Here is a 23,647-nt window from a genome sequence, read left to right on the forward strand (position 1 = left end):
CCGCAAGCCGGCAAGAAGAACTGATGGTTCGATGAATCCAAATCTGCCCAATTCCTTCCGCAGCGGTCCCGACGAGCGCGGGCATTTCGGCATATTCGGCGGACGCTTCGTCGCGGAAACGCTGATGCCGCTGATCCTCGATCTCGAAAAAGCCTATGCCGACGCCAAGGCCGATCCGGCGTTCCAGGCCGAGATGAATGTCTATCTGAAGGATTATGTCGGCCGGCCCTCGCCGCTCTATTTCGCCGAGCGGCTCACCGAGCATCTCGGCGGCGCCAAGATCTATCTGAAGCGCGAGGAGCTCAACCACACCGGTTCGCACAAGGTCAACAATGTGCTCGGCCAGATCATGGTCGCGCGCCGCATGGGCAAGAAGCGCATCATCGCCGAGACCGGCGCCGGCCAGCATGGCGTGGCGACGGCGACGCTGTGCGCGCGGTTCGGACTCGAATGCGTGGTCTGATATGGGCGCGGTCGACGTCGAGCGGCAGCAGCCGAACGTGATCCGCATGGAGATGCTGGGCGCCAAGGTCGTCCCGGTGCAGTCGGGCGCGCGCACGCTGAAGGACGCGATGAACGACGCGCTGCGCGATTGGGTCACCAACGTGCACAACACCTTCGATTGCATCGGCACGGTGGCGGTCCGCACCCCTATCCGATGATGGTGCGCGACTTCCAGTCGATCATCGGCCACGAGACACGCAAGCAGATGCAGGAGGCCGAGGGCCGCCTGCCGGATTCGCTGATCGCCTGCATCGGCGGCGGCTCCAATGCGATGGGCCTGTTCCATCCGTTCCTCGACGATCCCTTGATCGAGATTTTCGGCGTCGAGGCTGCCGGTCACGGACTGACGCAGCTGCATGCCGCTTCGCTCGCCGGCGGCCGTCCCGGCGTGCTGCATGGCAACCGCACCTATCTTTTGATGGACGCCGACGGCCAGATCGAGGAAGCGCATTCGATCTCGGCCGGCCTCGATTATCCCGGCATCGGCCCGGAGCACGCCTGGCTGCACGAGACCGGCCGCGTGAAATATCTCTCGGCGACCGACGAGGAGGCGCTGGCCGCATTCCAGCTGCTGTCGCGGCTCGAGGGCATCATCCCCGCGCTGGAATCGGCGCACGCCATCGCGAAACTGTCCGAGCTCGCACCGCAGCGACCGAAGGATCACCTGATGGTGGTCAACCTCTCGGGCCGCGGCGACAAGGACGTGCCGCAGGTCGGCGACATCTTGAAGGCGAGGAAGAAGTGACCACCCGTATCGACGCACGTTTCGCCGAGCTGAAGCAGCAGGGCCGCTCCGCTTTCGTCACCTTCGTGATGGCCGGCGATCCCGACGCCAAGACCTCGCTCGACATCCTCAAGGCGCTGCCGAAGGCCGGCGCCGATGTCATCGAGATCGGCATGCCCTTCACCGACCCGATGGCCGATGGCCCGTCGATCCAGGCCGCCGGTCTGCGCGCGCTCAAGGGCGGCATGACGCTGCGCAAGACGCTGGCGATGGTCCGCGACTTCCGCAAGGAGGACAACGCCACGCCGATCGTGCTGATGGGCTACTATAATCCGATCTACATCTACGGCGTCGACAGCTTCCTGGCCGACGCCAAGACCGCCGGCGTCGACGGCCTGATCATCGTCGACCTGCCGCCGGAGGAAGATACCGAGCTCTGCATCCCCGCGATGAAGGCCGGGCTGAACTTCATCCGGCTGGCGACGCCGACCACCGACGACAAGCGGCTGCCGGCGGTGCTCGCCAACACCTCGGGCTTTGTCTATTACGTCTCGATCACCGGCATCACCGGCGCCGCGACGGCCGATTCGAAGGTGGTCGCGGAAGCCGTGGCCCGCATCAAGCGGCACACCAAGCTGCCGGTCTGCGTCGGCTTCGGCATCCGCACCCCGGAGACGGCGCGCGCGATCGCCGAGAACGCCAACGGCGCGGTGGTCGGCACCGCGATCGTCGATGTGGTGCGTGCCAATCTCGATGCCGAGGGCCGTGCGACGCCGAAGACGGTGAGCGCGGTGGCGGACCTGGTGTCGGCGCTGGCGCAGGGGGTCCGGGGCGCCAAGCAGGCCGCGGAATAAGCCACATTTTGCGGCAACAAGGCCGCCAATGGCGGCTTGCCGGGCTCGCCCGGCCCGCCCATATATCCAGCTGGTGCGGAACCGATCCGCATTTCGGAGCGAACCATGAATTGGCTCACCAACGTCGTCCGGCCGAAGATCCGCAACATCCTGCGGCGCGAGACGCCGGAAAACCTCTGGATCAAGTGCCCGGATTCCGGGCAGCTCGTGTTCTACAAGGACGTCGAGGCCAACCAGTTCGTGATCCCCGGCTCGAACTACCACATGCGCATGGGCGCGGTGGCGCGGCTGAAGTCGATCTTCGACAACGAGACCTGGTTCGACGTCGCGCTGCCCGAGGTGACGGCGGATCCGCTGAAATTCCGCGACGAGCGCAAATATGTCGACCGTATCAAGGACGCCCGCACCAAGACCGGGCTGAACGACGCGATCAAGGTCGGCTACGGCAAGTTAGAAGGTGCCGGCGTCGTGGTCGCCGTGCAGGATTTCGATTTCATGGGCGGCTCGCTCGGCATGGCCGCCGGTGAAGCCATGGTGCGCGGGCTCGAACTCGCGGTCGAGAAGAAGTCGCCCTTCATCGTGTTCGCCGCATCCGGCGGCGCGCGGATGCAGGAAGGCATCTTGTCGCTGATGCAGATGCCGCGCACCACCGTCGGCGTGCAGATGCTGCGCGAGGCGCGCCAGCCCTACATCGTGGTGCTGACTAATCCGACCACCGGCGGTGTCACCGCGTCCTATGCGATGCTCGGCGACATCCAGATCGCCGAGCCCGGTGCGCTGATCGGCTTTGCCGGCGCGCGCGTGATCGAGCAGACCATCCGCGAGAAGCTGCCGGACGGCTTTCAGCGCGCCGAATATCTGCGCGAGCACGGCATGGTCGACATGGTGGTGCACCGCCACGACATGAAGGCCACGCTGGCGCGGCTGTGCCGCCTGCTGACCAAGGCGCCGGCGCTTGAATCCGCATCGAAGCCCAAGGCCGCGGTCACCGAGCCGGCCCAGATCGTCACGGCGCCGGAGACGGTGCCGGCCGCGCCGCACGCGTGACCGCAAGCGCCACCTCACCGCAAGCCTCGTTCGAGGCGTTGATCGCGCGGATATCGGCGCTGCATCCCAAGCGCATCGATCTCAGCCTCGATCGCATGCGCGGCCTGATGGAGCGGCTCGATCATCCCGAGCGCAAGCTGCCGCCGGTGATCCATGTCGCCGGCACCAACGGCAAGGGCTCGACCATCGCCTATCTGCGCGCGATCCTGGAGGCGTCGGGCCTGCGCGTGCACGTCTTCACCTCGCCCTATCTGGTGCGGATCAACGAATGCTACCGGCTGGGCGCCGTCGGCGGCGGCAAGCTCGTCGGTGACGATGAGCTGCGCGAGACGTTCGAGCACTGTGAGCGCATCAACGCCGATAGTCCCATCACCATCTTCGAGATGGAAACGGCGGTGGCGTTCTGTCTGTTCGCCAGGCATCCTGCCGATGTCGCGCTGCTCGAGGTCGGGCTCGGCGGCCGGCTCGATTCGACCAATGTGGTCGAGGCGCCGCTCGCCTCGGTGATCGCGCCGGTCAGCATGGACCACATGGAATTCCTCGGCGACAATCTGACGGCAATCGCCGGCGAGAAGGCTGCGATCATCAAGCGCAAGGTGCCGGTGGTGTGTGCCGAGCAGGTGCCGGATGCGATGGCCGTGATCGAGGCGCAGGCGAACCGCATGCGCGCGCCGCTGCATGCGGCCGGCCAGCAATGGCATGTCGGCGTCGAGCGCGGCCGGCTGGTGTATCAGGACGAGCGCGGCTTGCTGGATCTCGCCGCGCCGAAACTGTTCGGCCGGCACCAGTTCGACAATGCGGGCCTCGCGATTGCGACGCTGCGCGCGATCGACGCATTCAAGCTCAACATCGCGGCCTTTGAAGCCGGCATCGTCAATGCGGAATGGCCGGCGCGAATGCAGCGGCTGGTTTCCGGCGCGCTCGTCGCCCAGGGGCCGCAGGGCTCCGAGGTCTGGCTCGACGGCGGGCACAATGCCGAGGGCGGCCGCGTCGCGGCCGCGGCGCTCGGCGATCTCGAGGAGCGCGTGTCGCGGCCGCTGGTCGTGATCGCAGGCATGATGGCCAACAAAGACGCCAATGCATTCCTCGCCAATTTCGCCGGACTGACCCGCCACATCATCGCGGTCCCGGTGCCCGGCCGCGACAACGGCATGCCGCCGGACAGACTGGCTGATGCCGCGCGGGCGCTCGGCATGCGGGTCGAGATCGCTGATGGCGTCGCCGCCGCGCTGCAACGGCTTGCGATGCTGGCCTATGAGGTGCTGCTGCGCATCCTGATCACGGGCTCGCTGTATCTGGCCGGCCCGGTGCTCGCGGCCAACGGCACGCCTCCTGCATGATGTTGCTGTCGTAGCCCGGATGGAGCGAAGCGAAATCCGGGACGGCTCGATCTGCGGAAGCAGGCTCCCGGATTGCGCTTCGCTCCATCCGGGCTACGGGATGCCGCGCTTGAGGACAGGACAATACAATGCGTTTTGCTGCGATCGCCGACATCCACGGCAACCATCTCGCGCTCGAAGCCGTGCTGTCGGACATCCGCGCGCAGGGAATTCGGGACATCGTCGACCTCGGCGATATGGTGAGCGGGCCGCTCGATGCCCGGCCGACCATCGATATGCTGATGGCGCTCGATGCGGTCCATCTGCTCGGCAATCACGACCGCTATCTGATCGACCGTCCGCACGAGAAAATGGGCTCCTGGGAGCGGCTGACCTATACCCAGCTCGAGCCGCGGCATCTCGACTGGCTGCGCACGCTGCCGGCGAATTCGATCTATCGCGACGAGGTTTTCCTCTGTCATGCAACGCCCCAGAATGACGAGACCTATTGGCTCGAGACGGTGCTGCCGGGCGGCGAAGTCTGCATGTCCCCGCTGGAAGCGATCGAGGCGAGAGCGGCCGGCGTGCCGCAATCGCTGATCCTCTGCGCCCACACGCACACTGCGCGCGCCGTGCGGCTTCGCGACGGCCGGCTGATCGTCAATCCCGGCAGCGTCGGCTCGCCCGGCTATCGCGCCGGCAAACCGCATCCGCATGTCGTCGAGGCCGGTTCGCCCGATGCGCGCTATGCGATCCTCGAACAGGTCGATGGTGGCTGGGACGTAACCTTCCGCCACATCCCCTACGACCACGCAGCAATGGCGGCGCTGGCGCGGCAGCACGGCCAGGCCGAACTCGCCTCGGCGCTGGCGACGGGGTGGATACGGCAACCGCGCCCGTATGAAGCGCAGCGAAAATCCGGACGGTCCGATTGGCTCCAACCTCCCCTTGAAAGGGGAGGTCGCTTTGCTCACCAGAGCAAAGCGGGTGGGGATCTGCTCTCTCCGCTGACAGCGTCGCCTGTGGCCGACCCCCATCCCGACCTTCCCCCTTTCAGGGGAAGGAGAAGACAATTTCGCTGCGCTCCAACCGGGCTACTTTGCAGCTCTAATGGATATGTGCCTCATCCGACACGCCGACATGCTCGCGATAGACCATCTCCCAGCCCTTCCAGCCGGTGAACAGCAGGATCAGGACCACGATGAACGATAGCGCGAGACCGGTCGGCACGATGGCCGATGTGCCGTGCTCGAAGCGCGAATACCAGTTGTACAGCGCGATCAATACCGCGATGACGTTGCCGCCGGCGTGCTGCCACGCATCGGAGAGGTTGCGGACCTGATCGTCTCCGAGGAGATCGATCACGCCGGCAACGGCGGCGAGCGCGGCCATGATCAAGCCGATGCCAAGCAGCCAGAGCGAGGCGCTGGCCCAGAAGTCAGTGCCCGTCTTCCAGAAAGCGAGATCGGCAACGAAGGTCAAAACAAAGCATACGACTGGAAACGGAATAAGCATCGGATGGATAGGATGTCCCGCGACCTGCGCGGTTGATCTGGGGTTCGACATGGGTCCCTCCTGAGGGCCATTTGTTCCCTCAACATGGACCGTCTGTCCGGGTTCCTATTCGCTGCAGCGCACCAGCAGTGCCGTTACCCCCTCAACAGCTTCATCGGATCGGCCGCCTTCTGCTTCAGTTGCTCGAACGAGCATTGCTTCGGCGCCTTGTCCGGACGCCAGCGCAGGATCGAGGTGCCGTGGCGGAAACGATCGCCGCTGAAATGGTCGTAGCAGACCTCGATCACGAGTTTCGGCTTCAGCGGACACCATTGCGCCGAGCGCTCGGTCGACCACCGGCTCGGACCGCCCGGCGCATTCCCGGTGAAGCCGGGCTTGGCAATCAACGGCTCGAGGCGGTCGGTCAGCGCCGGCTTCTCCTGCTGCCTGATCGCGGAGGTGAAGCCGACATGATGCAACAAGCCGTCGTCGTCATAGAGGCCGAGCAGCAGCGAGCCGACCACTTGGCGGCCGCCGGTCCTGTTGGTGGCGTAGCGAAAGCCGCCGACCACACAGTCGGCGCTCCCAAACTTCTTGATCTTCTGCATGCCGTCGCGATTGCCGGCCTGATAGGGCCGGTCCAGGCGCTTGGCGATCACGCCGTCGAAGCCGCCGCCGGATCGTGCCAGCCATTTCCTGGCAAGCGCGTAGCTTGTCGTCGCCGGGGACAGCCGAAAGCTGGAATTGGATTTCAGTTGCGACCTGGCGAACGCCTCGAGCTGCGGTCGTCGTTCGCTCAAGGGCTGACCGGAAAGCTTCTTCCTGGTTGGCGCGGCCAAGAGATCGAACGCCAGAAACAAGGCGGGCGTTTCCTGTGCGAGCCGCGTCACCCGGCTGGCGGCAGGATGGATGCGCTGCAGGAGATCGTCGAATGAGAATGTTCGGCCGTGCGGCACCACGATCTCGCCGTCGAGCACGAATGACGTTGCCTTCACGCTCAGCGCCGCGGCGACCAGCTCCGGGAAATAGCGGGCGAGGTCTTCGCCGGATTTCGAGCGCAGGTCGACTTTGCGGCCCTCGCGTTTCAGCAGGCAGCGGAAGCCATCCCACTTGGGTTCGTATTGCCACTCCTTGCCGCGCGGAATGGCGTCGACCGAGCGTGCCTCCATCGCGACGAGCGGCGTGGACCTGGAAGCGGGCTTCTGGCGCGGGGAGGGCAAGTGCAGTGACCTTCAAACGCAATACGCACGGTCCCAACGCAAACGGCCGGCGAATCCGCCGGCCGTGCACGAATTTATTAATCAGAAGAAGCGGGATCAGACCGCAGCGGTGATCCACTGCTGCAGCTTGGCCTTCGGCGCGGCGCCGACCTGGCGGGACGCCATCTCGCCGCCCTTGAAGATCATCAGGGTCGGGATCGACATCACGCCATACTTCGATGCGGTCTTCGGGCTCTCGTCGACGTTGAGCTTCACGATCTTGACCTTGTCGCCCATCGCACCGGAAATCTCATCGAGAGCGGGCGCGATCATGCGGCAGGGGCCGCACCACTCGGCCCAGAAGTCGACGACCACCGGCCCGGTCGCCTTGAGCACTTCGGCTTCGAAATCGGCGTCAGAAACCTTGCCAACGGCCATGTGAGTACCTCGTTCGGTTGAGACAAAAGGGCGCGGTTGGGAATCGCGCCGGGAGCATGGGTCAAACCTATGAACGCCCCCTTGCCGGGTCAAGCTTGCTCACGCCGACATGAACTTATGCCAGGGCGGCGTCCAGCGCGGAGGCAGAAATCTCCATGATTTCAGTCGTTTCGGTCCAGAGCAGGGCGGCCCGCACGGGCAGCTGGGGATAAAGCCTGGCGAGCACCGCGCGGTACAGGGCGAGCTGCCGGACATAGCCCCGCGGCGCCTCGGCCGCCGTCCTGGGCGGGACATGGTTGGTCTTGAAATCGACGATCAGGACGTCGGTCGGCGTCACCACCAGGCGGTCGATCTGGCCCGAAACCAGCGCCTTCGGCTGGCCCGGCCGCTCCAGCCGCCCGACGATCGAGACTTCCGCGCGGCTGCCGGGCGCGAACACGGCGGCAAAGCGCGGATCGGCGATCAGGCCGAGCACCTGATCGGCGAGCGCGACCTGCTCCTGTTCGGACCAGCCGTCGGCATTGCGCGCGAGGTAGCCGAGCGCGGCGGCGCGCCGCCGCTCGAGGGCGACGTCGGGCAGCGACTGCAGCAGCCGGTGCACCAGCGTGCCGCGTTGCAGGGCGCGGGCGCGCAGCAGCACCGATTCGCCGGTCCGGATCGGATGGCTGTCGCCGTCAGCCGGATCGGACGGACGCAGCATGCTCGCCGCCGATGCTTCCGGTGCGGCCGCAGCACGCAGCCAGGACGGCAACGCGATCGGCACCGCGGCCGCCGACGCAGTCGCGCCGGTGAGATCGGCGACGTCATCCGGCCGCGAATAGCGCATCACCTTGCCTCCTGGCGTCTCCAGCTCCTCGAGCTTGAGCCCGGAATTGGCGAGCCCCTTGGTGATCAGATCGTACCAGGACGATTTCCGCACCGTGTTCATGTTGCCGGGCATGCAGCCGCCGACGATCAGCCGATCGGCGGCGCGGGTCATCGCGACATAGAGCAGGCGGCGATATTCGTCCTCGGTGTCGCCGAGCATCGCCTTGCGCGCCTCGGCGACACCGGGCGGATCCTCGGCCTTCTTGCCGGCCCACACCACGACGCCGGGCGCGTTCGGCGCGGCATTGCCCTGCGGCAGATGGATCAGCCGCAGCCGCTGCGTGTCCGACGGCGAGGTCGTGGTGTCGACCAGGAACACGACCGATGCCTCGAGGCCCTTGGCGCCGTGTACGGTCATGACGCGGACCTCGTCGCGCGAAATCTCCATGTCGCGCTTCACCTCGGTGTCGGCGGCGCGCAGCCAGGCGACGAAGCCCTGCAGCGAGGCCGGCGCCTTGCGCTCATAGCTCAGCGCAAGCTCGAGGAATTCGTCGAGCGCGTCGTTGGCTTCATGGCCGAGCCGGCGCAGGATGCGCGCCCGCCCGCCGTCACCGCCGAGCAGCCAGGCGTAGAACGCGAACGGCGTCTCCTGGGTGAAGCGGCGCTCGCATTGTTCGAGGCGGCGCAGCGCGGCCGCGAAGCGCTCACCGGTCGGCGCCTGCGCGGCCAGTGCCTCGCGCAGCGAGCCGCGACGCTGATACGCCAACTTGAATAGATCGTCGTCGTCTAGGCCGAACAGGGGGCTCTTCAGCGCCACCGCGAGCGCGAGATCGTCCTGCGGCAGCAGCAGCGCGTCGGCGAGGTTCATCAGGTCGATGATCGCGATGTGCTCGGTTAACTTCAATCGGTCGGCGCCGGCGACCGGGATGCCGGCGTGCTTCAGCGCCTGGATCACCGCGTCGAACGCGTTGCCGCGCCGCCGCACCAGGATCAGCATGTCGCCGTAGCTGAGCGGCCGCCGTCCGCCGGCGCTGCCGGTCATGGTGCCGCTGGCAACGAGGCGCTTGATCTCGGCCTGGATGCGCCTTGCCAGCTTCACCTCGGGGCTGGTCACCGAGACGCCGTCGAACGGCGCGCGCCAGCCCTCGATGTCCTGGCGATCGTCGGCCACGGCGAGATCCCAGAGCTCGATCTGGCTGGGGCCGGCATCGGCCATCGCGTTGTGGATCGGGTAGCCGTTCTCGACTGCGTGAATGCTGCGGAAGATCTCCTGCTCGCGGAACACATGGTCGACCGAGTGCAGGATCACCGGCCCCGAGCGGAACGAATAGGTGAACGACACCGGATCGAATTTCAGCCCGGCGTCCTCGAACCGCCGCTTCAGCTCGCGCCGGCGCAGGTCGAATTCGCGCGGCGCCGCGCCCTGGAACGAGAAGATCGACTGCTTCTCGTCGCCGACCGCGAACACGGTGCGCACCAGGCCGTCGCGCGCGCCGGCGCCGGAGGTGAATTCCGAGATGATGTGCGCGACGATGTCCCATTGCCGCGGGCTGGTATCCTGCGCCTCGTCGATCAGCACGTGATCGACGCCGCGGTCGAGCTTGTAATGCACCCAGCCCGACGAGACGCGGTCGAGCATCGCCAGCGTCTTGTCGATCAAATCGTCATAGTCGAGCAGGCCGCGTTCCAGCTTCTCGCGCCGGTAATGCGCGGCAGCCGCGGTCGCGATGTGGATCAGCGCCTCGGTGCGGTCGCGCGCGACCACGGCGCGGCGGCGCTCGATCAACGGACCGAGACGGTCGACCTCCGCCTCGAACCGATGGCCCGCGACCGCATTCTTCTTGATGAAACTGTTGGTGACGACAGACGCGCGCGGGGCGCGTTCATCGGTCAAGAAGACGCCGAGATATTCGTCGGCCTGGGCTGCACCGGTGAAGGTCAGCGCGCTCCGCAGCCGTTCGGCCTGCTTCTGATCCGCCTTGCTGCTGGTATCGAGGAGCGTCGCCATCTCCTTCCAGCTCGCGCGCGGCAGGTTCGGGCCGTCGACGATCTCGCGCTCGACCTCCTCGATGCGATCATCGGCGGAGACGCCGAGCGCGGCCGACATCTGCGCGGCGGCGGCCGCGGCGTTGCCGGCGGCATCGGTCCAGGCCATGAAGTGGTCGCGGCTGAGGCAGGCTTCGCGGACCACCTCCTTGAAGGTGACGTCGGCGGCATTTGCCATCGCCGTCCGCAGCGCGCGGCCGATCGGACTGTCGGGAATCCGCGACGCCTCGAGGAACACCGCGAGATTGGCGCGCTCCATCATCTCGTTCTGGTCGCGATCGTCGAGCACGGCAAAGCGCGCCGGCACGTTGGCCTCGAACGGAAACTGCTGCAGCAGGCGGGTGCACAGCGCGTGGATGGTCTGCACCTTCAAGCCGCCGGGCGTCTCCAGCGCGCAGGCAAACAGCTTGCGCGCCTCGCGCCGCAGCGTGGCGGAAGGATGGGCAATGCCGGCCTCGCGGATCGCGGCGTCGAGCCCGGCGTCGTCGAGCGTCACCCAATGGCCGAGCGTCGTGAACACGCGCTCGGCCATGTTTGCCGCCGCGGCCTTGGTGAAGGTGATGCAGAGGATCTTTTCCGGCGGCACGCCCGACAGCAGCAGACGGATCACGCGCTGCACCAGCACATGGGTCTTGCCCGAGCCGGCATTGGCCGACACGAAGGTCGATGCCTTCGGATCGGACGCACGCGCCTGCGCGTCGCGCACGGCGGGCGGAATCGGACGGGGTGCCTTCACCATTCCTCGATCCCCAGGCCGCCGGCTGCGGACCATTCCTTGATGCGTGCGAGGTCGTCATAGGCGCCGTAGCGGTTGGCCCACATCGAGAGGTTCAGCGAGGTATAGGCCTGCTGCTCGTCGTCGAAGGCGCGGATCAGGGCCTCCAGCTTGCGCCGCGCGCTGTCGGCGGCCTCATCGGGGGGCTGCGGCGTGTCGCTGGTCTTGATCTTCAGTTCCAGCGAACGCTGCTCGCCCGGCGGGTTGTTGCCGCTCAGCCTGACATAGACGAGGTCGCCGACCGAGGAGTCGGCCGGGATGTCGGCGAAGCCGCCCTCGCGCAAGATCGCGGCTTCCAGCGTGAGCTGCGGCGACAGGCCCATGCGCACCTGCTTGCCGGTCGGGGGCTGGCCGGTCTTGTAGTCGAGGATCGCAAAGCTGCCGTCATCGCGCCGCTCGATGCGGTCAGCGCGCGCCGAGAGGGTGAAGGTCCTGGCATCGTCGAGCGGGATGCCGATCTCGCCGCGGATCTCGGCCTTGATCGCAGCAATATTGCCGCGCCGGGCCTGCTCCCATTCGGCAAACCATCCTGCGATGCGCTGGAAGCGCGGCCACCACAGCGCCCGCGCCTCGGGTCGCTCCATCAGCGGCGCAAAATATTTGGCCCCGATCTCGCGCAGCGTGAGCAGGGTGTTGGCAGGCAGCGCGTCGGCATAGACCTGCGTGAACTCGCCGAGCGCCTCGTGAATCGCCGAGCCACGGTCGGCCGCCGACAGCGGCATGTCGACGGGGTCGAGCGGATCGAGCCGCAGGATGTAGCGCGCATAGATCGTGTAGGGATCGCGCAGCCAGTCCTCGATCGCGGTCACAGACATTTTCAGCGGACGTGCCTCGCGCGGCGGCCGCGGCTCCGGCTGCGGGATCGGCTCGACCTTGTCGGGCCGGTCGAGCTCGGCGGCATACTGCACGTAAGTTTCGCCGGCCGATGTCGCGGCCTTCCAGCGCGCTTGGCCCGCCACGGCTTCGAGCCGGTGCAGGAAGCGCGAGGCGACCGCCGGCGCGCCGCCGACTTTTGCGGCGTGGGTGAGGATCACCTCGTCATGGCCGAGCAGCTGCGCAAAGTCGTGCGCGGAAAGCCCGATACGCCGCTCGGGAAGATCTAGCCCGAGCTCGTGCCGCATCGGCCGGCTCAGCCACGGATCGATCCGCGGCGCCGGCGGCCAGACGCCCTCGACCAGGCCGCCGAGGATGACGCGATCGGATTCGGTGAGACGTGCTTCGAGCTGGCCGAAGATGTTGAGCTGCGCGCGCGCCGATTCCGGTCGCCGCACCATGCGGTCGGCGAACGCGGTCTGGAACACCTCGGGATAATCGGCGAGCGGCGTCATCAGCCGACTCGGCTGCTGTTTGGCGAGCAGCTCGTCGAATGCGGACGCCAGCGACGCACCGGCGCGCTCCTCGAACACGACCGCAACGCCGTTCTGGTCTCCGGACAGCGCGATCAGCGCCTCGCGGTGGCGCGCGGCGAGCTCGGCGAAATCATGGGGTTTTGACGACGCCATGCCTTCGAGCGGCGCCAGCGCCGCCTGCAATCTGGCGATCAGGTCCTGCGCCTGGTTGAGCTCGTTGTCGCGCAGCCGGGCGCGCGGCTCCATGGCGTGCAGCGACGAGGTCTCGCCGCCGTGCAGTTTGACCAGCTCGGCGCGGAAGCGCGCGAAGTCGCGGGCGAGGCCGCCGGTCCCGGCTTGCGGCCGCGTGCCGCGGAGCAGCGCGATCTCCAGCACCTCGATCGCGCGCCGCAGCGCGCCGCGCGAACCGCCGAGCCGGAACAGCGGATGCTTGAGCAGCGCGAGCAGCGTCGGCGGCTCCAGCCCCTTGGCCGCCGCCTCCGCGGTCAGGCGGGCGAACACGCCGGCCGGCGTCTCGATCAGCGCATCGCCGCCGGAATCGTCGAACTCGAGCTTCCAGCGCGTCAGCGACGCCATCACGCGGCGCGCCAGCGCGCGATCCGGCGTCACCAGCGCGGCCGATTTGCCGAGATGCCGCGCCTCGCGCATCGCAACCGCGATCGCCAGCGCCTCCATTTCCGGATTGGGCGCCTCGACCACGGTGAGGTTGGTCATCCCGGCGGAAATCCGCGCCACGATCTCCGGCCGTTCCAGCCGATCGTGCCACTGCGCGGTCGCGGTCGAGGGACGCATCGTCTCCGACACCAGCACCTCGCGGCCGAGCGGCGCCGGCTCGGCAAGGCTCTCGACGTCGCGGCGCTTGATGCCGAAGCGGTCGAGCAAGGCGTGCATCGCGAATTGCGGATGGTTCGACGAGGGCGGCGTTACGAACCTGCCGTCGTCGCCGCGCTCGCCGCCGATCGTGTCCCAGCTGCCCTCGTCGAGATCGGTGTCGAGCCCGGGCAGCACCACGGCACCGTTCGGCAGCTTCGCCACCGCGTGCAGGAATTTCGCCGTCACCGGCATCGAGCCGGTCGAACCGGCCGCGATCACCGGGCCCGCGTGGTGCGCGGTCAGCCGCGCCGCCTCCGCCTCGATCAGCAGATCGCGGCGCGCGGCGGGTTCGATCCGGCCGATCTCCTTGAGGTAGCTGGGCCAGGCGTCGCGCGCGATGCGCAGGAAGTCGAGCGAGTGCTGCCAGTATTTGTCGAGCTGGTCCGGCACCAGGCGGTCGAGCGCGCGCCAGTCGACGCGGCGCGTCACCATGTCGTCCATCAGCCGCGCCAGATCGCCGGCGAGTTGCAGCGTCGAGGCCGGCCCGCCGACCACCAGCGGCGCCGATACCGGCGTCTTCGCCCAGGCGGCGACCAGATGCGCCAGCGTCAGCCGGCGCTCGAGCTCGCCCAGCCTTGGCGGAATCTCCAGCGGCGCGGCGCCGCCGACGTCCTCGCTTTGGTCGGCGAAGGCGAGTTCGTCCTCATCGATGTCGCCAAGCGCGACGATGCGCGGCAGCACCGCGGCGTCCGACTCGAGCACATCGAGGAAGATTTCCCGCGCCAGCCGCCCGGCACGGCGGGTCGGCAGATACAGCGTGGCGTTGGCGAGCCTTGCCGGATCGCTCTGCGCCTCGAATCCCGCGACCAGCCGGCCATCGACCAGCGCCGAGATGACGGTGCGCAGGAACGGCGCAGAAACGGGAACACTGAAGACGCGCATGGGCTGCCTGATTCGAATCCGGCGCCAATATAGGGAGCGGCGACCGTCGTTAGCCACCCCTGTCGGAGAACCGTCACCGCTCAATATCGCAATCGGCGGGCGCAGCGATCGGCGGCATCCAGGAACCAGCGCAGCGCCGGATCCTGGGCGGCGCGGCTCGTATGGATCAGGTCGATCGCGAAGGCGGGGATGTCGATCGGCGGCGCGACGACGGCAATGTCGGCCAGATCCGTGAAGCGCCGGGCGATGCGCTCGGACATCGTGGCGATCAGATCGGTGCCGGCCACGGCGAACGGAACGGCCACCACATGCGCAAGCGTCACCGCCACCCGTCGCTTCAGTCCATGGCGCGCCAGCAGCGCGTCGATCACGCTCGGCAGGCCATCGCCGCCGGCCGCCGAGAACAGCGCGTGCGGCAAGGTCGCGTAATCTTCCAGACTGAGGCGCTCCGATCGGTTCGTGCGTGCATCGCGGGCGCAGACGAAGCGTTCCTCGAACAGCCGGTGCCGGACACAGCGCGGCGAGTCCGGCAGGTGCCCGCCGATCAGCGCATCGAGTTCGCCGCGCTCCAGCTTCGCGAGCGCCACCGTCGCATCGGTGAGCGGGCGCACGGCAAGGTCAATGCCGGGCGCTTCGACGCGCAGCAGCCGGGTCAGTTCCGGCACCACAACGAGATCGCCATAGTCGGTCGCGGCGATGGTGATGCGCCGTCGCGCGATCGCCGGATCGAAGCCCTGATCGGGCACCAGCGCGCTCCGGATTTGCCGCAGCGCTTCGCCGATCGGCCCGGCCAGCGCCAGCGCCTTTTCGGTCGGCTGCATGCCCGCGCCGGCACGCAGGAACAGTTCGTCCGCAAACAGCGCACGCAGCCTTCGCAACGCGCTGCTCATGGACGGCTGGGCGAGCCCGATGCGCTCGGCCGCCCGGGTGACGTGGCGCTCCTCCATCAGCGCTTCGAAGGCGACCAGCAGGTTGAGATCGACGGCGGATAAATTCATCGTAGCAATAATACTTATAAGAATAATCGATTTCAACAATGATTTGCCCCGGCCTATGCTCGTTGGTCGGACATGACGACGGGACCCAGGAATTTGGCGAGATTTGCGAGGCTGGTGCCAAGCGGGCCGACACTGCTGATCATCGGCGTGCTGGCAGGATTGGCTTTCCCCGCCTTGGCGGACGGCGCCCGCCCGCTGATGGCGGCGGCGATCTTCGTTCTGGTGCTAGGCACCTTCCTCCAGGTCGACGGCACGGCGTTCCGGCGCGCGTTGCGGCGGCCGCTGATCTGGCTGCTGTTGCCGGCGCTCGCCATGCTGGCGAGCCCGCTTGCAGTCGGCCTTGCCGCGCGCGGCGCCGGCTTTCGACCCGAGCTGATCGTCGCATTGGTGCTGTCGGTGTGTGCGCCACCGTCGAGCGGCACGGCGGCCGTCGCGCGCATGCTCGGCTTCGATGCGACCATTCCGCTTGCCGTGACGCTGCTGTCGATGGCGCTGGCGCCGGTCACCGTGCCGCTGATCGCCGCGGGATTTGCCGGTCTCGCGCTCGATCCGCTGGCGCTTGCGACGCGGCTTGCGCTGCTGGTCGGCGGCGCCGGCGTGCTGGCGTTGCTGCTGCGCCGTCAGGCCGCTGCACGATTGGTCCAGCATGCGCGCATCATCGACGCGCTCGTGCTCGCCTCGCTGCTGCTGTTCGCGATCGCCACCATGGCGGGGGTGCGCACCCAGATCGAAGCGCAACCGGCCGCCGCGTTCACCTGCGTCGGCCTTGCCTTCGCCTGCAATCTTGCCCTGCAATTGTGTGGCGCGCTCCTCACGCCGGGCAATCTGGCTGCGCGGCTGACCAGCGGCCTCATTCTCGGCAACCGCAATGTCGGACTGGTCTGGTCGGCGATGGGCGCTGCGGTGTCGCCGATGACGGCGTTGTTCTTCGCCGCCACGCAGTTTCCGATCTATATGACGCCGCGGCTGATCGGGATGCTTGTTCGCCGCGAGCGCAAGGAGAATGCCTCACCATGAGCGCGACGATCCTGACCGAAGACCTCGCCGTCCGCTTCGCGCGCATCGCGCTCGGCCATGTCACGCGCGAATATCCGAACAAGCCGGATCACGTGCTGGCGGGGCCGCAGGACGCGCGCACGCCGCGTGAGCTGCATCCGGTGTTCTTCGGCAGCTACGACTGGCACTCCTGCGTCCACAGCTACTGGATGCTTGCCCGGCTGCTGCGCCGCTATCCCTCATCCGAGGCGGCGGACGATATCCGCGCGCTGTTCGACGCGCAGTTCGTTACGGAGAAGGTTGCCGCCGAATGCAGCTATCTCGCCGCCCCGACCGCGCGCGGCTTCAAGCGGCCTTACGGCTGGGGCTGGCTGTTGAAGCTCGCCGCAGAGCTCTCGCTCGTCGAGAACACCAACTGGCGCGATCGGATCGCTCCGCTCGCCGAGATCTTCGCGCAGCGCTACCGCGATTTCCTGCCGCTCGCCACCTATCCGGTGCGGGTCGGCACCCATTTCAACACCGCGTTCGGACTGCGCATGGCAGCCGACTACGCCGCAGCGACACGGGACGATGCGTTCGGCGCGCTGTTGCGCGACACAGCGCTGCGCTGGTACGGCGCCGATCAGGACTGCCCCGCCTGGGGTGAGCCGAGCGGCGACGACTTCCAGTCGTCCGCGCTGATCGAAGCCGAGTGCATGCGCCGGCTGCTGGCGCCGGGCGACTTCCTGCCCTGGCTCGACCGCTTCCTGCCGCGGCTCGACCTGCGCGAACCCGCAACCCTGTTCCGTCCCGCCACGGTCACCGATCGCTCGGATGGCAAGCTGGCACATCTCGACGGGCTCAATCTCAGCCGCGCATGGTGCTGGCGGGCGCTGGCCGGTGCGTTGCCGGCGGCCGATGCGCGCCGTCCGATCCTGCAGGATGCCGCGCGCCGGCATCTCGACGCCGGCCTGCCGCATATCGCCAGCGACTATATGGGTGAACACTGGCTTGCGAGCTTCGCGGTGCTCGCGATCGACGCCGATGGCTGACGACGGCGCCGCCTACGCGACGCTTTCCAGGTAAGCTTCTTCCGCGGCCTGGATCGCGTCCGGAGTGCCGACATGCATCCAGACGCCGTCGAGGCGCAGGCCGAACAGCCGCTCTTGCTCGTTGGCGCGGTCGAATATCTTGGTCAGCGAGAACTCGCCGGCCGGCGCGTCGGCGAACAGTGCAGGCGACATGATCGCGGCGCCGGCATAGACGAACGGCACCACCTGGTTCTCGCGCCGCTTGCGCAACGCGCCATCCGGCAACATCGAATAGTCGCCGCGCCCGCCATAGCCGATGCTCGTAGCGGTCGGCGCCATCAGCAGCAGGATATCCATTCGCGCCGGATCGAAGGTTTCCGCGAGCCGCGCCAGATTGGAGCGCACGCCGTCGATCCACATCGTGTCCGCGTTCAGATGATAGAACGGCGCATCGCCGAGCAGCGGCAACGCCTTCACCACCGCGCCGCCGGTGCCGAGCACCTGGTCGCGCTCGTCGGAGATGATCACGTGCGGACGGCTGCGGGTCTTGACGTGCTCGATGATCTGGTCGGGCAAATAGTGCACGTTCACGACCGCTTCGCTGACGCCGGCGCCGGCGAGCTTGTCGAGCACATGGTCGAGCAGCGGCTGGCCGGCGACGCTGACCAGCGGCTTCGGCATCGTGTTGGTCAGGGGGCGCATGCGCACGCCGAGGCCCGCAGCGAGCACCATGGCCTTATGGGGTGTGACGGGCATCTTCCGGATATTCTCGGTCATCATCTCTCATGCGCCGATCATATCACGGCGATTCGGCAAGCACATCAATCAGACGCCATAGTCACGAGACATGACGGCCGTAAGACGGCAATGACGACCCTGGCCTAGACGTCGGCAGCTTGCGTGCCGCGTCTGGCGGTTTTCTTCTTCTTGTCGCCTTGTTTGAGAAAGTTGACGCCGATCTGGTCGCCATTGACCCACGCCAGCTCGCAGCGGCGATAGGCCAATCCTGTGGACGACAGCAGTAGAAAAAACTCCTTCAGGTTCAGGCCCTCGACCGAGCCGTCGACGGAGAGCTTGGCGCCCGTCTCCGACACGTCTTCCATGGTGCAGTCGCGCCGCCAGGTGCCGTCGATGCCCATCATGTGCGCCGCTATGCCGCGCTCAAACGTGACACGATCGCCCTTGCGTCGTTCCGTCCCCATCGTGTGGTCCCGCTCCAGATCCGGCCGCGCCATGGATCAGGTGCGGGCTCCGCAACCTTAGGGGAGGCGAGGCTAATAACCCGTAAACTACGGTACTGGAGGAGGGACATTGGCTGTGTACCAGATGCGGAAGCTGGTCAGCGCCGGATGCGCCAGCGACCGCTCGAGATAGGTCCAGATCCGCGGCTGGTGCTTGAGATATTGCGGCTTGCCGTCGCGGCGGTTGAGTCGCGCAAAGGTGCCGAGCAGGCGGGTGTTGCGCTGCGCCGACATGATCGCATAGAGCTCGGCGAAGCCGGCCGGATCGAAGCTCTCGTCGGTCGCGCGCCGCGCCTTGATGTAGCGGGTCAGTAGCGACAGCTCGAGCTGCTCGGGGATGTCGATCCGCGCATCCTGCAGCAGCGACGCCACGTCATAGGCCGCGGGGCCGAGCAGCGCGTCCTGGAAGTCGATGACGCCGACGCGCAGGATGCCGGTGCGTTCGGCAAGCCAGATGATGTTCGGCGAATGGAAGTCGCGGATCACCCAGGTCCGCGGCGCCGCTGCGGGCTTCTCGAGCAGGCCGCGCCACATCCCGAGAAATTCGGTGCGAAGCTCCTCGCTCGGCGGTACGTCGCGGTCGGGCAGGTACCATTCCAACATCAGCCCGATCTCGATCAGCCAGGCGTCGATGTCGAACACCGGGATGTCGTAGCTCTCGTCTGATGTCAGCGGCAATTGCTCCGGCAGCACCTCGCGGTGTAGTGCCGCCAGCATGTCGACGGCGGCCTCGTAACGCTCGGCGATCGGCTGCGGTGGATCGCCCTCGATGACGCCTTCGGCGCCGAAATCCTCGGTGATGAGGAAGCCGGATCCGAGGTCGATGTGGCGGATCGCGGGCGCGGAGAAACCATGCTTGCGCAGGCCGTTTCCGATCGCGACGAACGGCCTGACGTCTTCGGCGAGATGCACCGCCGCGCTGTAGGACTGGCCGCTGTAGATCGCCGGGCCGTCGGGACGGCGCGGCGAATTCATCAGGATGACGGTGCCGTCGTCGTTGCGCAGCCGCGCATAGGAGCGTGTCGAGGCATCGCCCGGCATGCGTTCGCGCCGGGCATTGAGAAAGCCCGCGCGATCGAGGAACTGGCGCAGCTCGTTGAGTCGCGCGACCTTCGCCGCGCCCTTGCCATGGCCGGTGATCTCGGCCGCGCGTGCCGCGGATCCGAGCGCCGGGCGATGGCTGAACGCGATATCGATGCGGTCGGCGGGCATCGCGTCGGGCGCGCGCTCCGGCCACTCGATCAGCGCCACGATGTCGTCGGGCAGCGGCGACAGCCCGATCTCCTCGAGCTCGCCGGCGTCGTTGATGCGGTAGAGGTCGGCATGAACCAGCGGAAACGACGGCAGCTCGTAGCTCTGCGCCAGCGTGAAGGTCGGGCTCGGCACCTCCAGCGCGTCGTCGTCGGCGAGATAGCGGATCAACGCGCGCGCGGCCGTGGTCTTGCCGGCGCCGAGATCGCCGGACAGCGTGATGACGTCGCCGGCGCCGATCAGCAGCGCGAGGTCGGCCATCAGCTCTGCTGTCGCGGTCTCGTTCGCGAGCGCCACCGAGAATGTCGAGGTCGCCGTCATTCAGCAGCGTTGCGGTGTGCGGTCTGGTCGATCGGGAAGTCGCAGGTCACGGTCGTGCCGCGGCCTACGGTCGAATCGACGCGCACCCGTCCGCCATGGAGTTCGACGAAGGAGCGGACCAGCGACAGGCCAAGGCCCGCGCCGCGGTGCCGCGAGCCGTGCGAATGGCTCTCGAACCAGTTGAACACCTTGTCGCGCATCTCCGCCGGAATGCCGGGACCGGCGTCGGTCACCGCAAACACCACGCTGTGCTCGGTGCGGTGGGCGCTGATCGTGACGGTGGCGTCGTGCGGCGAGAAGCCGACCGCGTTGGCGAGCAGATTATAGAGCACCTGCACCACGCGCCGCTCGTCGCCGACAAAGGCGCCGATGTTGGGCTCGATATCGACCTTGAGGGTGATGCGGTCGGTCGCGAGGCGATCCTGGATGCCTTCGGCGGCGGCTTCGATCGCCTGGCCGATATTGACCGGACCGAGCTCGAGCTTCATCGCGCCGGCGTCGATGGTGGCGAGATCGAGAATGTTGTTGGTCAGCGCCAGCAGCGCGTTGGTCGATTTGGTGACGTAGTCGAGATATTCGGCCTGCTTCGGCGTCAGCGGTCCGGTCGAGGGATCGCTGAGGAAATGCGCGAAGCCGATGATGGTGGTGAGCGGTGCGCGCAGCTCGTAGGAGACGTGATGGACGAAATCCACCTTCATCTGGTCGGCGGCTTCCAGCGCCTCGTTGCGCTCGCGCAGCGCCCGCTCGACATTTTCGGTGTCGGTGATGTCCTGGAAGGCGAGCAGGGTCTTGCCGTCGGGCAGCGGGATGGTCATGCAATTCAGCACGCTGCCGTCCTTGCGCTCGAGCTTGAGCGTGACCTGGGCGCGGTTCTCGATCGCGGTGATCTGCTCGCGCAGTGTGCGCCAGGTCAGGGCGTCGTCGAACAGCGGCCGGCACAGTGCTTCCACCGCCTCGATATGCGGTTCGCCCTGCAGCGCGTTGGCCGGCAGCTTCCACATCTTGGCGAAGGGCGGGTTGAACAGTTCCGCGCGGCCGTTGCTGCCGAACACCGCGACCGCCTCGCCGAGATTGTCCAGGGTCTCGCGCTGCACCCGCGTCAGGCGGTCGTAGCGGCGCGCGAGGTCGAGGCTCTCGGTGACGTTGTCGAACAGATAGGTGACGCCGCCCTCGAGGTTCGGCGTGGTGACGACGCTGATGGCGCGGCCGTCGGGCAGGAACCAGGTATAGGTCTCGGATTCGACCGCGCGATAGGCCTCGTGCAGCTTGGCCTTCCAGGCGCGGAAATCCGGCTGCTCGGGCAGCTTGCGGTTGGCGCGCAGCCGGTCCAGCACGCTGGAATCGTCGGGGTTGCCGTCGAGGAAGGCCTGGTCGAGGCCCCACAGCCGCCGATAGGAACTCGTTGTAGAAGGTGAGCCGCCGGTCGGCATCGAACACCGCGACGCCCGAGGACAATTGGTCGAGGGTGCGCCGGTGCGCTTCGACCATCCGAGCGATCGCCGCGCGCAGCGCCGCAGCTTCGCTGGCGTCGATCGCGATGCCGGCGCTGCCGCCGGAGAGCTTCAGCGCCTGCACGTCGTAGATCCGCCGCTCGCCGCTGACCACGATCGGCAGCCGCGCGGCATAATTGGCGTTGTCGTTCAGCGCGCGGGTCAATTCGCCGCGCTGGTCGCTTTCGAGCAGTTCGAGATTGCGCTGCAGCGCATCCGACACGCTCTTGCCTTCGGTGGCGCGGACATAGGCCGCGTTGGCATAGCGCAGATTGCCCTCGAGGCTCTTGGCCCAGATCGGCCACGGCGCGGCGGCGGCGAAATCGCGCAGCAGCTCGGTTTCCTCCTGCAGCGTCTTGTAGCGCAGGTTGGATTCGGCGAGCTCGCGGCGCAGGCCGCCGAGCTCGCGGATCCGCACGATGGCCTGGCCGCCGATCGCGCGGCCCATCGCCTCGATGGCGCGGCCGGCCGAGGTCGAGAGGTTGAGCAGGAACGCCTCGCCCTTCTCGCGCAGCGCGTCGACGGCGTGATCCATCTGCAGCGCCGGCTCGGGCGGCAGCCAGGTTCCGAAGGCGAGGACGCGTTGCGGCGAGCCTTCCTGCGACATCACCAGCGAGATGTCGCCCGAGATCTGCGGCCGGTTGTCGCCGGCGGCCCAGGAGATCAGGACCTGCGGCTCGACGAACAGCAGCGCGCGCAGCCGGTCCGATTGCGCCTGCAGGTCCGTGATCTCGGACTGCAGCTGCTCCTCGTTCCGCGTCGCGCGCACGCGGGTGCGCATCAAGAGGATCGCGGCGACGGCCGAGAAGCCGACCAGCGCAAGCGACGTCGCGAGGACCGCGACCTCCTGGTGATTGAAGCCGAAATGATCCGACATCGCCTGGGCGACCGGGCTCTCGGCGGCCAACGCGGTGCGGGCCGGCAGCAATGCGGTGATGGCGAGCCCAATCATGCCGTCGCGCGCCAGTGAGGTGCATGACAGCAGGGTTCGACGCATTGCCGCGACTACGCCCGACATATGTTGCCCCAGAACGCACAAACCCCAGGCATGATCCGGAAAAGCGGAGACCGGTGTTCCCTCACGGCAAACGTACGACGTTTGTCCGCCGATCATGCCCAAGCAGGACCAGTCAGCCCGACGAGACCCCCGTCGTGCTCGAATCAAAACAGAATAGTCCCAACGGGACTCGGCGAGTAAGAGTCCAGACCGTGAACGCAGAATCCCCTGTGAAAAAATGCCGCCGGGAGGCGTGGATTTTACGCGAATTGACTCCGTAGTCATGCGGAGAACGCGCACCAAGCGTGATCTTGCGGAGCTCGTCCGCACACTTCTCCGATGCGAAGGCGCTTGGCTCCCTCTCCCCGTTCTTACGGGGAGAGGGTTGGGGTGAGGGGCCGTCTCCGCATATCCGGTGATAGCTGCGTTCGCGGAGACTCCCCTCACCCGGAACGCATCTGACGATGCGTTCCGACCTCTCCCCGCACGCGGGGCGAGGTGAAGAGGCGCCGCCGCTCGAGTGAAGTCGTCGCGCACTAGCGTCCGGTCGAGCCGAAGCCGCCGCTGCCGCGCCCGGTCGCCGACAGCACGTCGACCGGAACCAGCTCGGCCCTGGTGACCGGCGCGATCACCATCTGCGCGATGCGCTCGCCGCGCCGGATCGAGAACACCTCGTGGCCGTGGTTGATCAGCAGCACGTGGATCTCGCCGCGATAGTCGGCGTCGATCGTGCCGGGCGAGTTCAGCACCGTGACGCCGTATTTGGCGGCAAGGCCGGAGCGCGGCCGCACCTGCGCCTCGTAGCCCGGCGGCAGCGCGATCGTCAGCCCGGTCGGAACCATCTCGTAGCGGCCCGGCAGCAGCAGCAGCGGCGCCGACTGCGGCACCGCCGCGAGCAGGTCGAGGCCGGCCGCGTCGGCGGTCTGATAGATCGGCAGCAGGAGATCCGCGCCGTGCGGCAATTGATGGACTTCGAGCTTGATGGTGGCGCTCACGATGCGGTTCCTACGGCTCTAGAGCATGATCCGATTG

At 67.3% G+C, this 23,647-nt stretch carries 15 protein-coding genes and 3 pseudogenes; 7 read left to right on the forward strand and 11 right to left on the reverse strand.

The features are described 5' to 3' along the window. Positions 1-31 precede the first annotated feature (31 nt). The 5 genes and pseudogenes from trpB to ACSKB9_RS24965 form a co-directional block, all read left to right on the forward strand. Positions 32-1,249: pseudogene (trpB, locus tag ACSKB9_RS24945) on the forward strand (tryptophan synthase subunit beta). Further along, positions 1,246-2,082 carry a tryptophan synthase subunit alpha gene (trpA, locus tag ACSKB9_RS24950; protein ID WP_253605802.1) on the forward strand — a complete coding sequence of 279 codons (837 nt, stop codon included), beginning with the start codon at positions 1,246-1,248 and terminating at the stop codon, positions 2,080-2,082. The pseudogene trpB and the gene trpA overlap by 4 nt, the downstream one beginning before the upstream one ends. 105 nt (positions 2,083-2,187) lie before the next feature. Beyond that, positions 2,188-3,129 (forward strand): acetyl-CoA carboxylase, carboxyltransferase subunit beta, encoded by a 942-nt coding sequence (accD, locus tag ACSKB9_RS24955; protein WP_076833798.1) that lies wholly within the window; start codon positions 2,188-2,190, stop codon positions 3,127-3,129. A 95-nt stretch (positions 3,130-3,224) separates the two neighbouring features. Further along, positions 3,225-4,469: a bifunctional folylpolyglutamate synthase/dihydrofolate synthase gene (locus tag ACSKB9_RS24960; protein WP_438080390.1), complete on the forward strand. Its 1,245-nt coding sequence runs from the start codon at positions 3,225-3,227 to the stop codon at positions 4,467-4,469. 128 nt (positions 4,470-4,597) lie between these two features. Beyond that, a pseudogene (locus ACSKB9_RS24965) lies at positions 4,598-5,335 on the forward strand (metallophosphoesterase family protein); the annotation flags it as partial. A gap of 220 nt (positions 5,336-5,555) precedes the next feature. On the opposite strand, the gene ACSKB9_RS24970 reads toward ACSKB9_RS24965, so the two are convergent. The 6 genes from ACSKB9_RS24970 to ACSKB9_RS24995 form a co-directional block, all read right to left on the reverse strand. Continuing rightward, positions 5,556-6,014 (reverse strand): DUF2231 domain-containing protein, encoded by a 459-nt coding sequence (locus ACSKB9_RS24970; protein WP_438076408.1) that lies wholly within the window; start codon positions 6,012-6,014, stop codon positions 5,556-5,558. Positions 6,015-6,097: 83 nt separating this feature from the next. Then, the gene (locus ACSKB9_RS24975; RefSeq protein ID WP_438076410.1) at positions 6,098-7,162 is read right to left on the reverse strand and encodes an ATP-dependent DNA ligase; all 1,065 of its coding nucleotides are present in this window, start codon (positions 7,160-7,162) and stop codon (positions 6,098-6,100) included. A gap of 96 nt (positions 7,163-7,258) precedes the next feature. Beyond that, entirely contained in the window at positions 7,259-7,579 is a 321-nt protein-coding gene (gene trxA, locus ACSKB9_RS24980) for a thioredoxin (protein WP_016847387.1), read from the reverse strand. 115 nt (positions 7,580-7,694) lie between these two features. Then, positions 7,695-11,171, reverse strand: coding sequence for a double-strand break repair helicase AddA (gene addA, locus ACSKB9_RS24985; protein ID WP_438076413.1), 3,477 nt, complete (start codon positions 11,169-11,171; stop codon positions 7,695-7,697). Next, on the reverse strand, positions 11,165-14,311 hold the full coding sequence (gene addB, locus ACSKB9_RS24990; RefSeq protein ID WP_438076415.1) for a double-strand break repair protein AddB: 3,147 nt from the start codon (positions 14,309-14,311) through the stop codon (positions 11,165-11,167). Before addB ends, addA begins: the two co-directional genes overlap by 7 nt. An 80-nt stretch (positions 14,312-14,391) precedes the next feature. Next, on the reverse strand, positions 14,392-15,345 hold the full coding sequence (locus tag ACSKB9_RS24995) for a LysR family transcriptional regulator (protein ID WP_438076417.1): 954 nt from the start codon (positions 15,343-15,345) through the stop codon (positions 14,392-14,394). Between the two features lie 57 nt (positions 15,346-15,402). On the opposite strand from ACSKB9_RS24995, the gene ACSKB9_RS25000 reads away from it, so the two are divergent. Further along, positions 15,403-16,326, forward strand: coding sequence for a hypothetical protein (locus ACSKB9_RS25000; protein ID WP_438076419.1), 924 nt, complete (start codon positions 15,403-15,405; stop codon positions 16,324-16,326). After that, positions 16,323-17,336 carry a DUF2891 domain-containing protein gene (locus ACSKB9_RS25005; RefSeq protein WP_438076421.1) on the forward strand — a complete coding sequence of 338 codons (1,014 nt, stop codon included), beginning with the start codon at positions 16,323-16,325 and terminating at the stop codon, positions 17,334-17,336. Before ACSKB9_RS25000 ends, ACSKB9_RS25005 begins: the two co-directional genes overlap by 4 nt. A gap of 12 nt (positions 17,337-17,348) precedes the next feature. On the opposite strand, the gene ACSKB9_RS25010 is transcribed toward ACSKB9_RS25005, so the two are convergent. From ACSKB9_RS25010 to dut, 5 genes and pseudogenes are all read right to left on the reverse strand, one after another. Beyond that, positions 17,349-18,071: a nucleotidyltransferase family protein gene (locus ACSKB9_RS25010; protein ID WP_438076423.1), complete on the reverse strand. Its 723-nt coding sequence runs from the start codon at positions 18,069-18,071 to the stop codon at positions 17,349-17,351. A 125-nt stretch (positions 18,072-18,196) separates the two neighbouring features. Beyond that, positions 18,197-18,517: a PilZ domain-containing protein gene (locus ACSKB9_RS25015; RefSeq protein WP_028337556.1), complete on the reverse strand. Its 321-nt coding sequence runs from the start codon at positions 18,515-18,517 to the stop codon at positions 18,197-18,199. An 87-nt stretch (positions 18,518-18,604) separates the two neighbouring features. Continuing rightward, positions 18,605-20,128 carry a tRNA (adenosine(37)-N6)-threonylcarbamoyltransferase complex ATPase subunit type 1 TsaE gene (gene tsaE / locus ACSKB9_RS25020; RefSeq protein WP_438076425.1) on the reverse strand — a complete coding sequence of 508 codons (1,524 nt, stop codon included), beginning with the start codon at positions 20,126-20,128 and terminating at the stop codon, positions 18,605-18,607. Continuing rightward, positions 20,125-22,636: pseudogene (locus ACSKB9_RS25025) on the reverse strand (ATP-binding protein). Before ACSKB9_RS25025 ends, tsaE begins: the two are co-directional and overlap by 4 nt. A 515-nt stretch (positions 22,637-23,151) precedes the next feature. Beyond that, positions 23,152-23,610 (reverse strand): dUTP diphosphatase, encoded by a 459-nt coding sequence (gene dut / locus ACSKB9_RS25030; protein WP_438076427.1) that lies wholly within the window; start codon positions 23,608-23,610, stop codon positions 23,152-23,154. Positions 23,611-23,647 lie beyond the last annotated feature (37 nt).

The sequence above is a fragment of the Bradyrhizobium sp. BR 1433 genome, from assembly GCF_051547665.1.
GTDB lineage: Bacteria > Pseudomonadota > Alphaproteobacteria > Rhizobiales > Xanthobacteraceae > Bradyrhizobium > Bradyrhizobium australafricanum.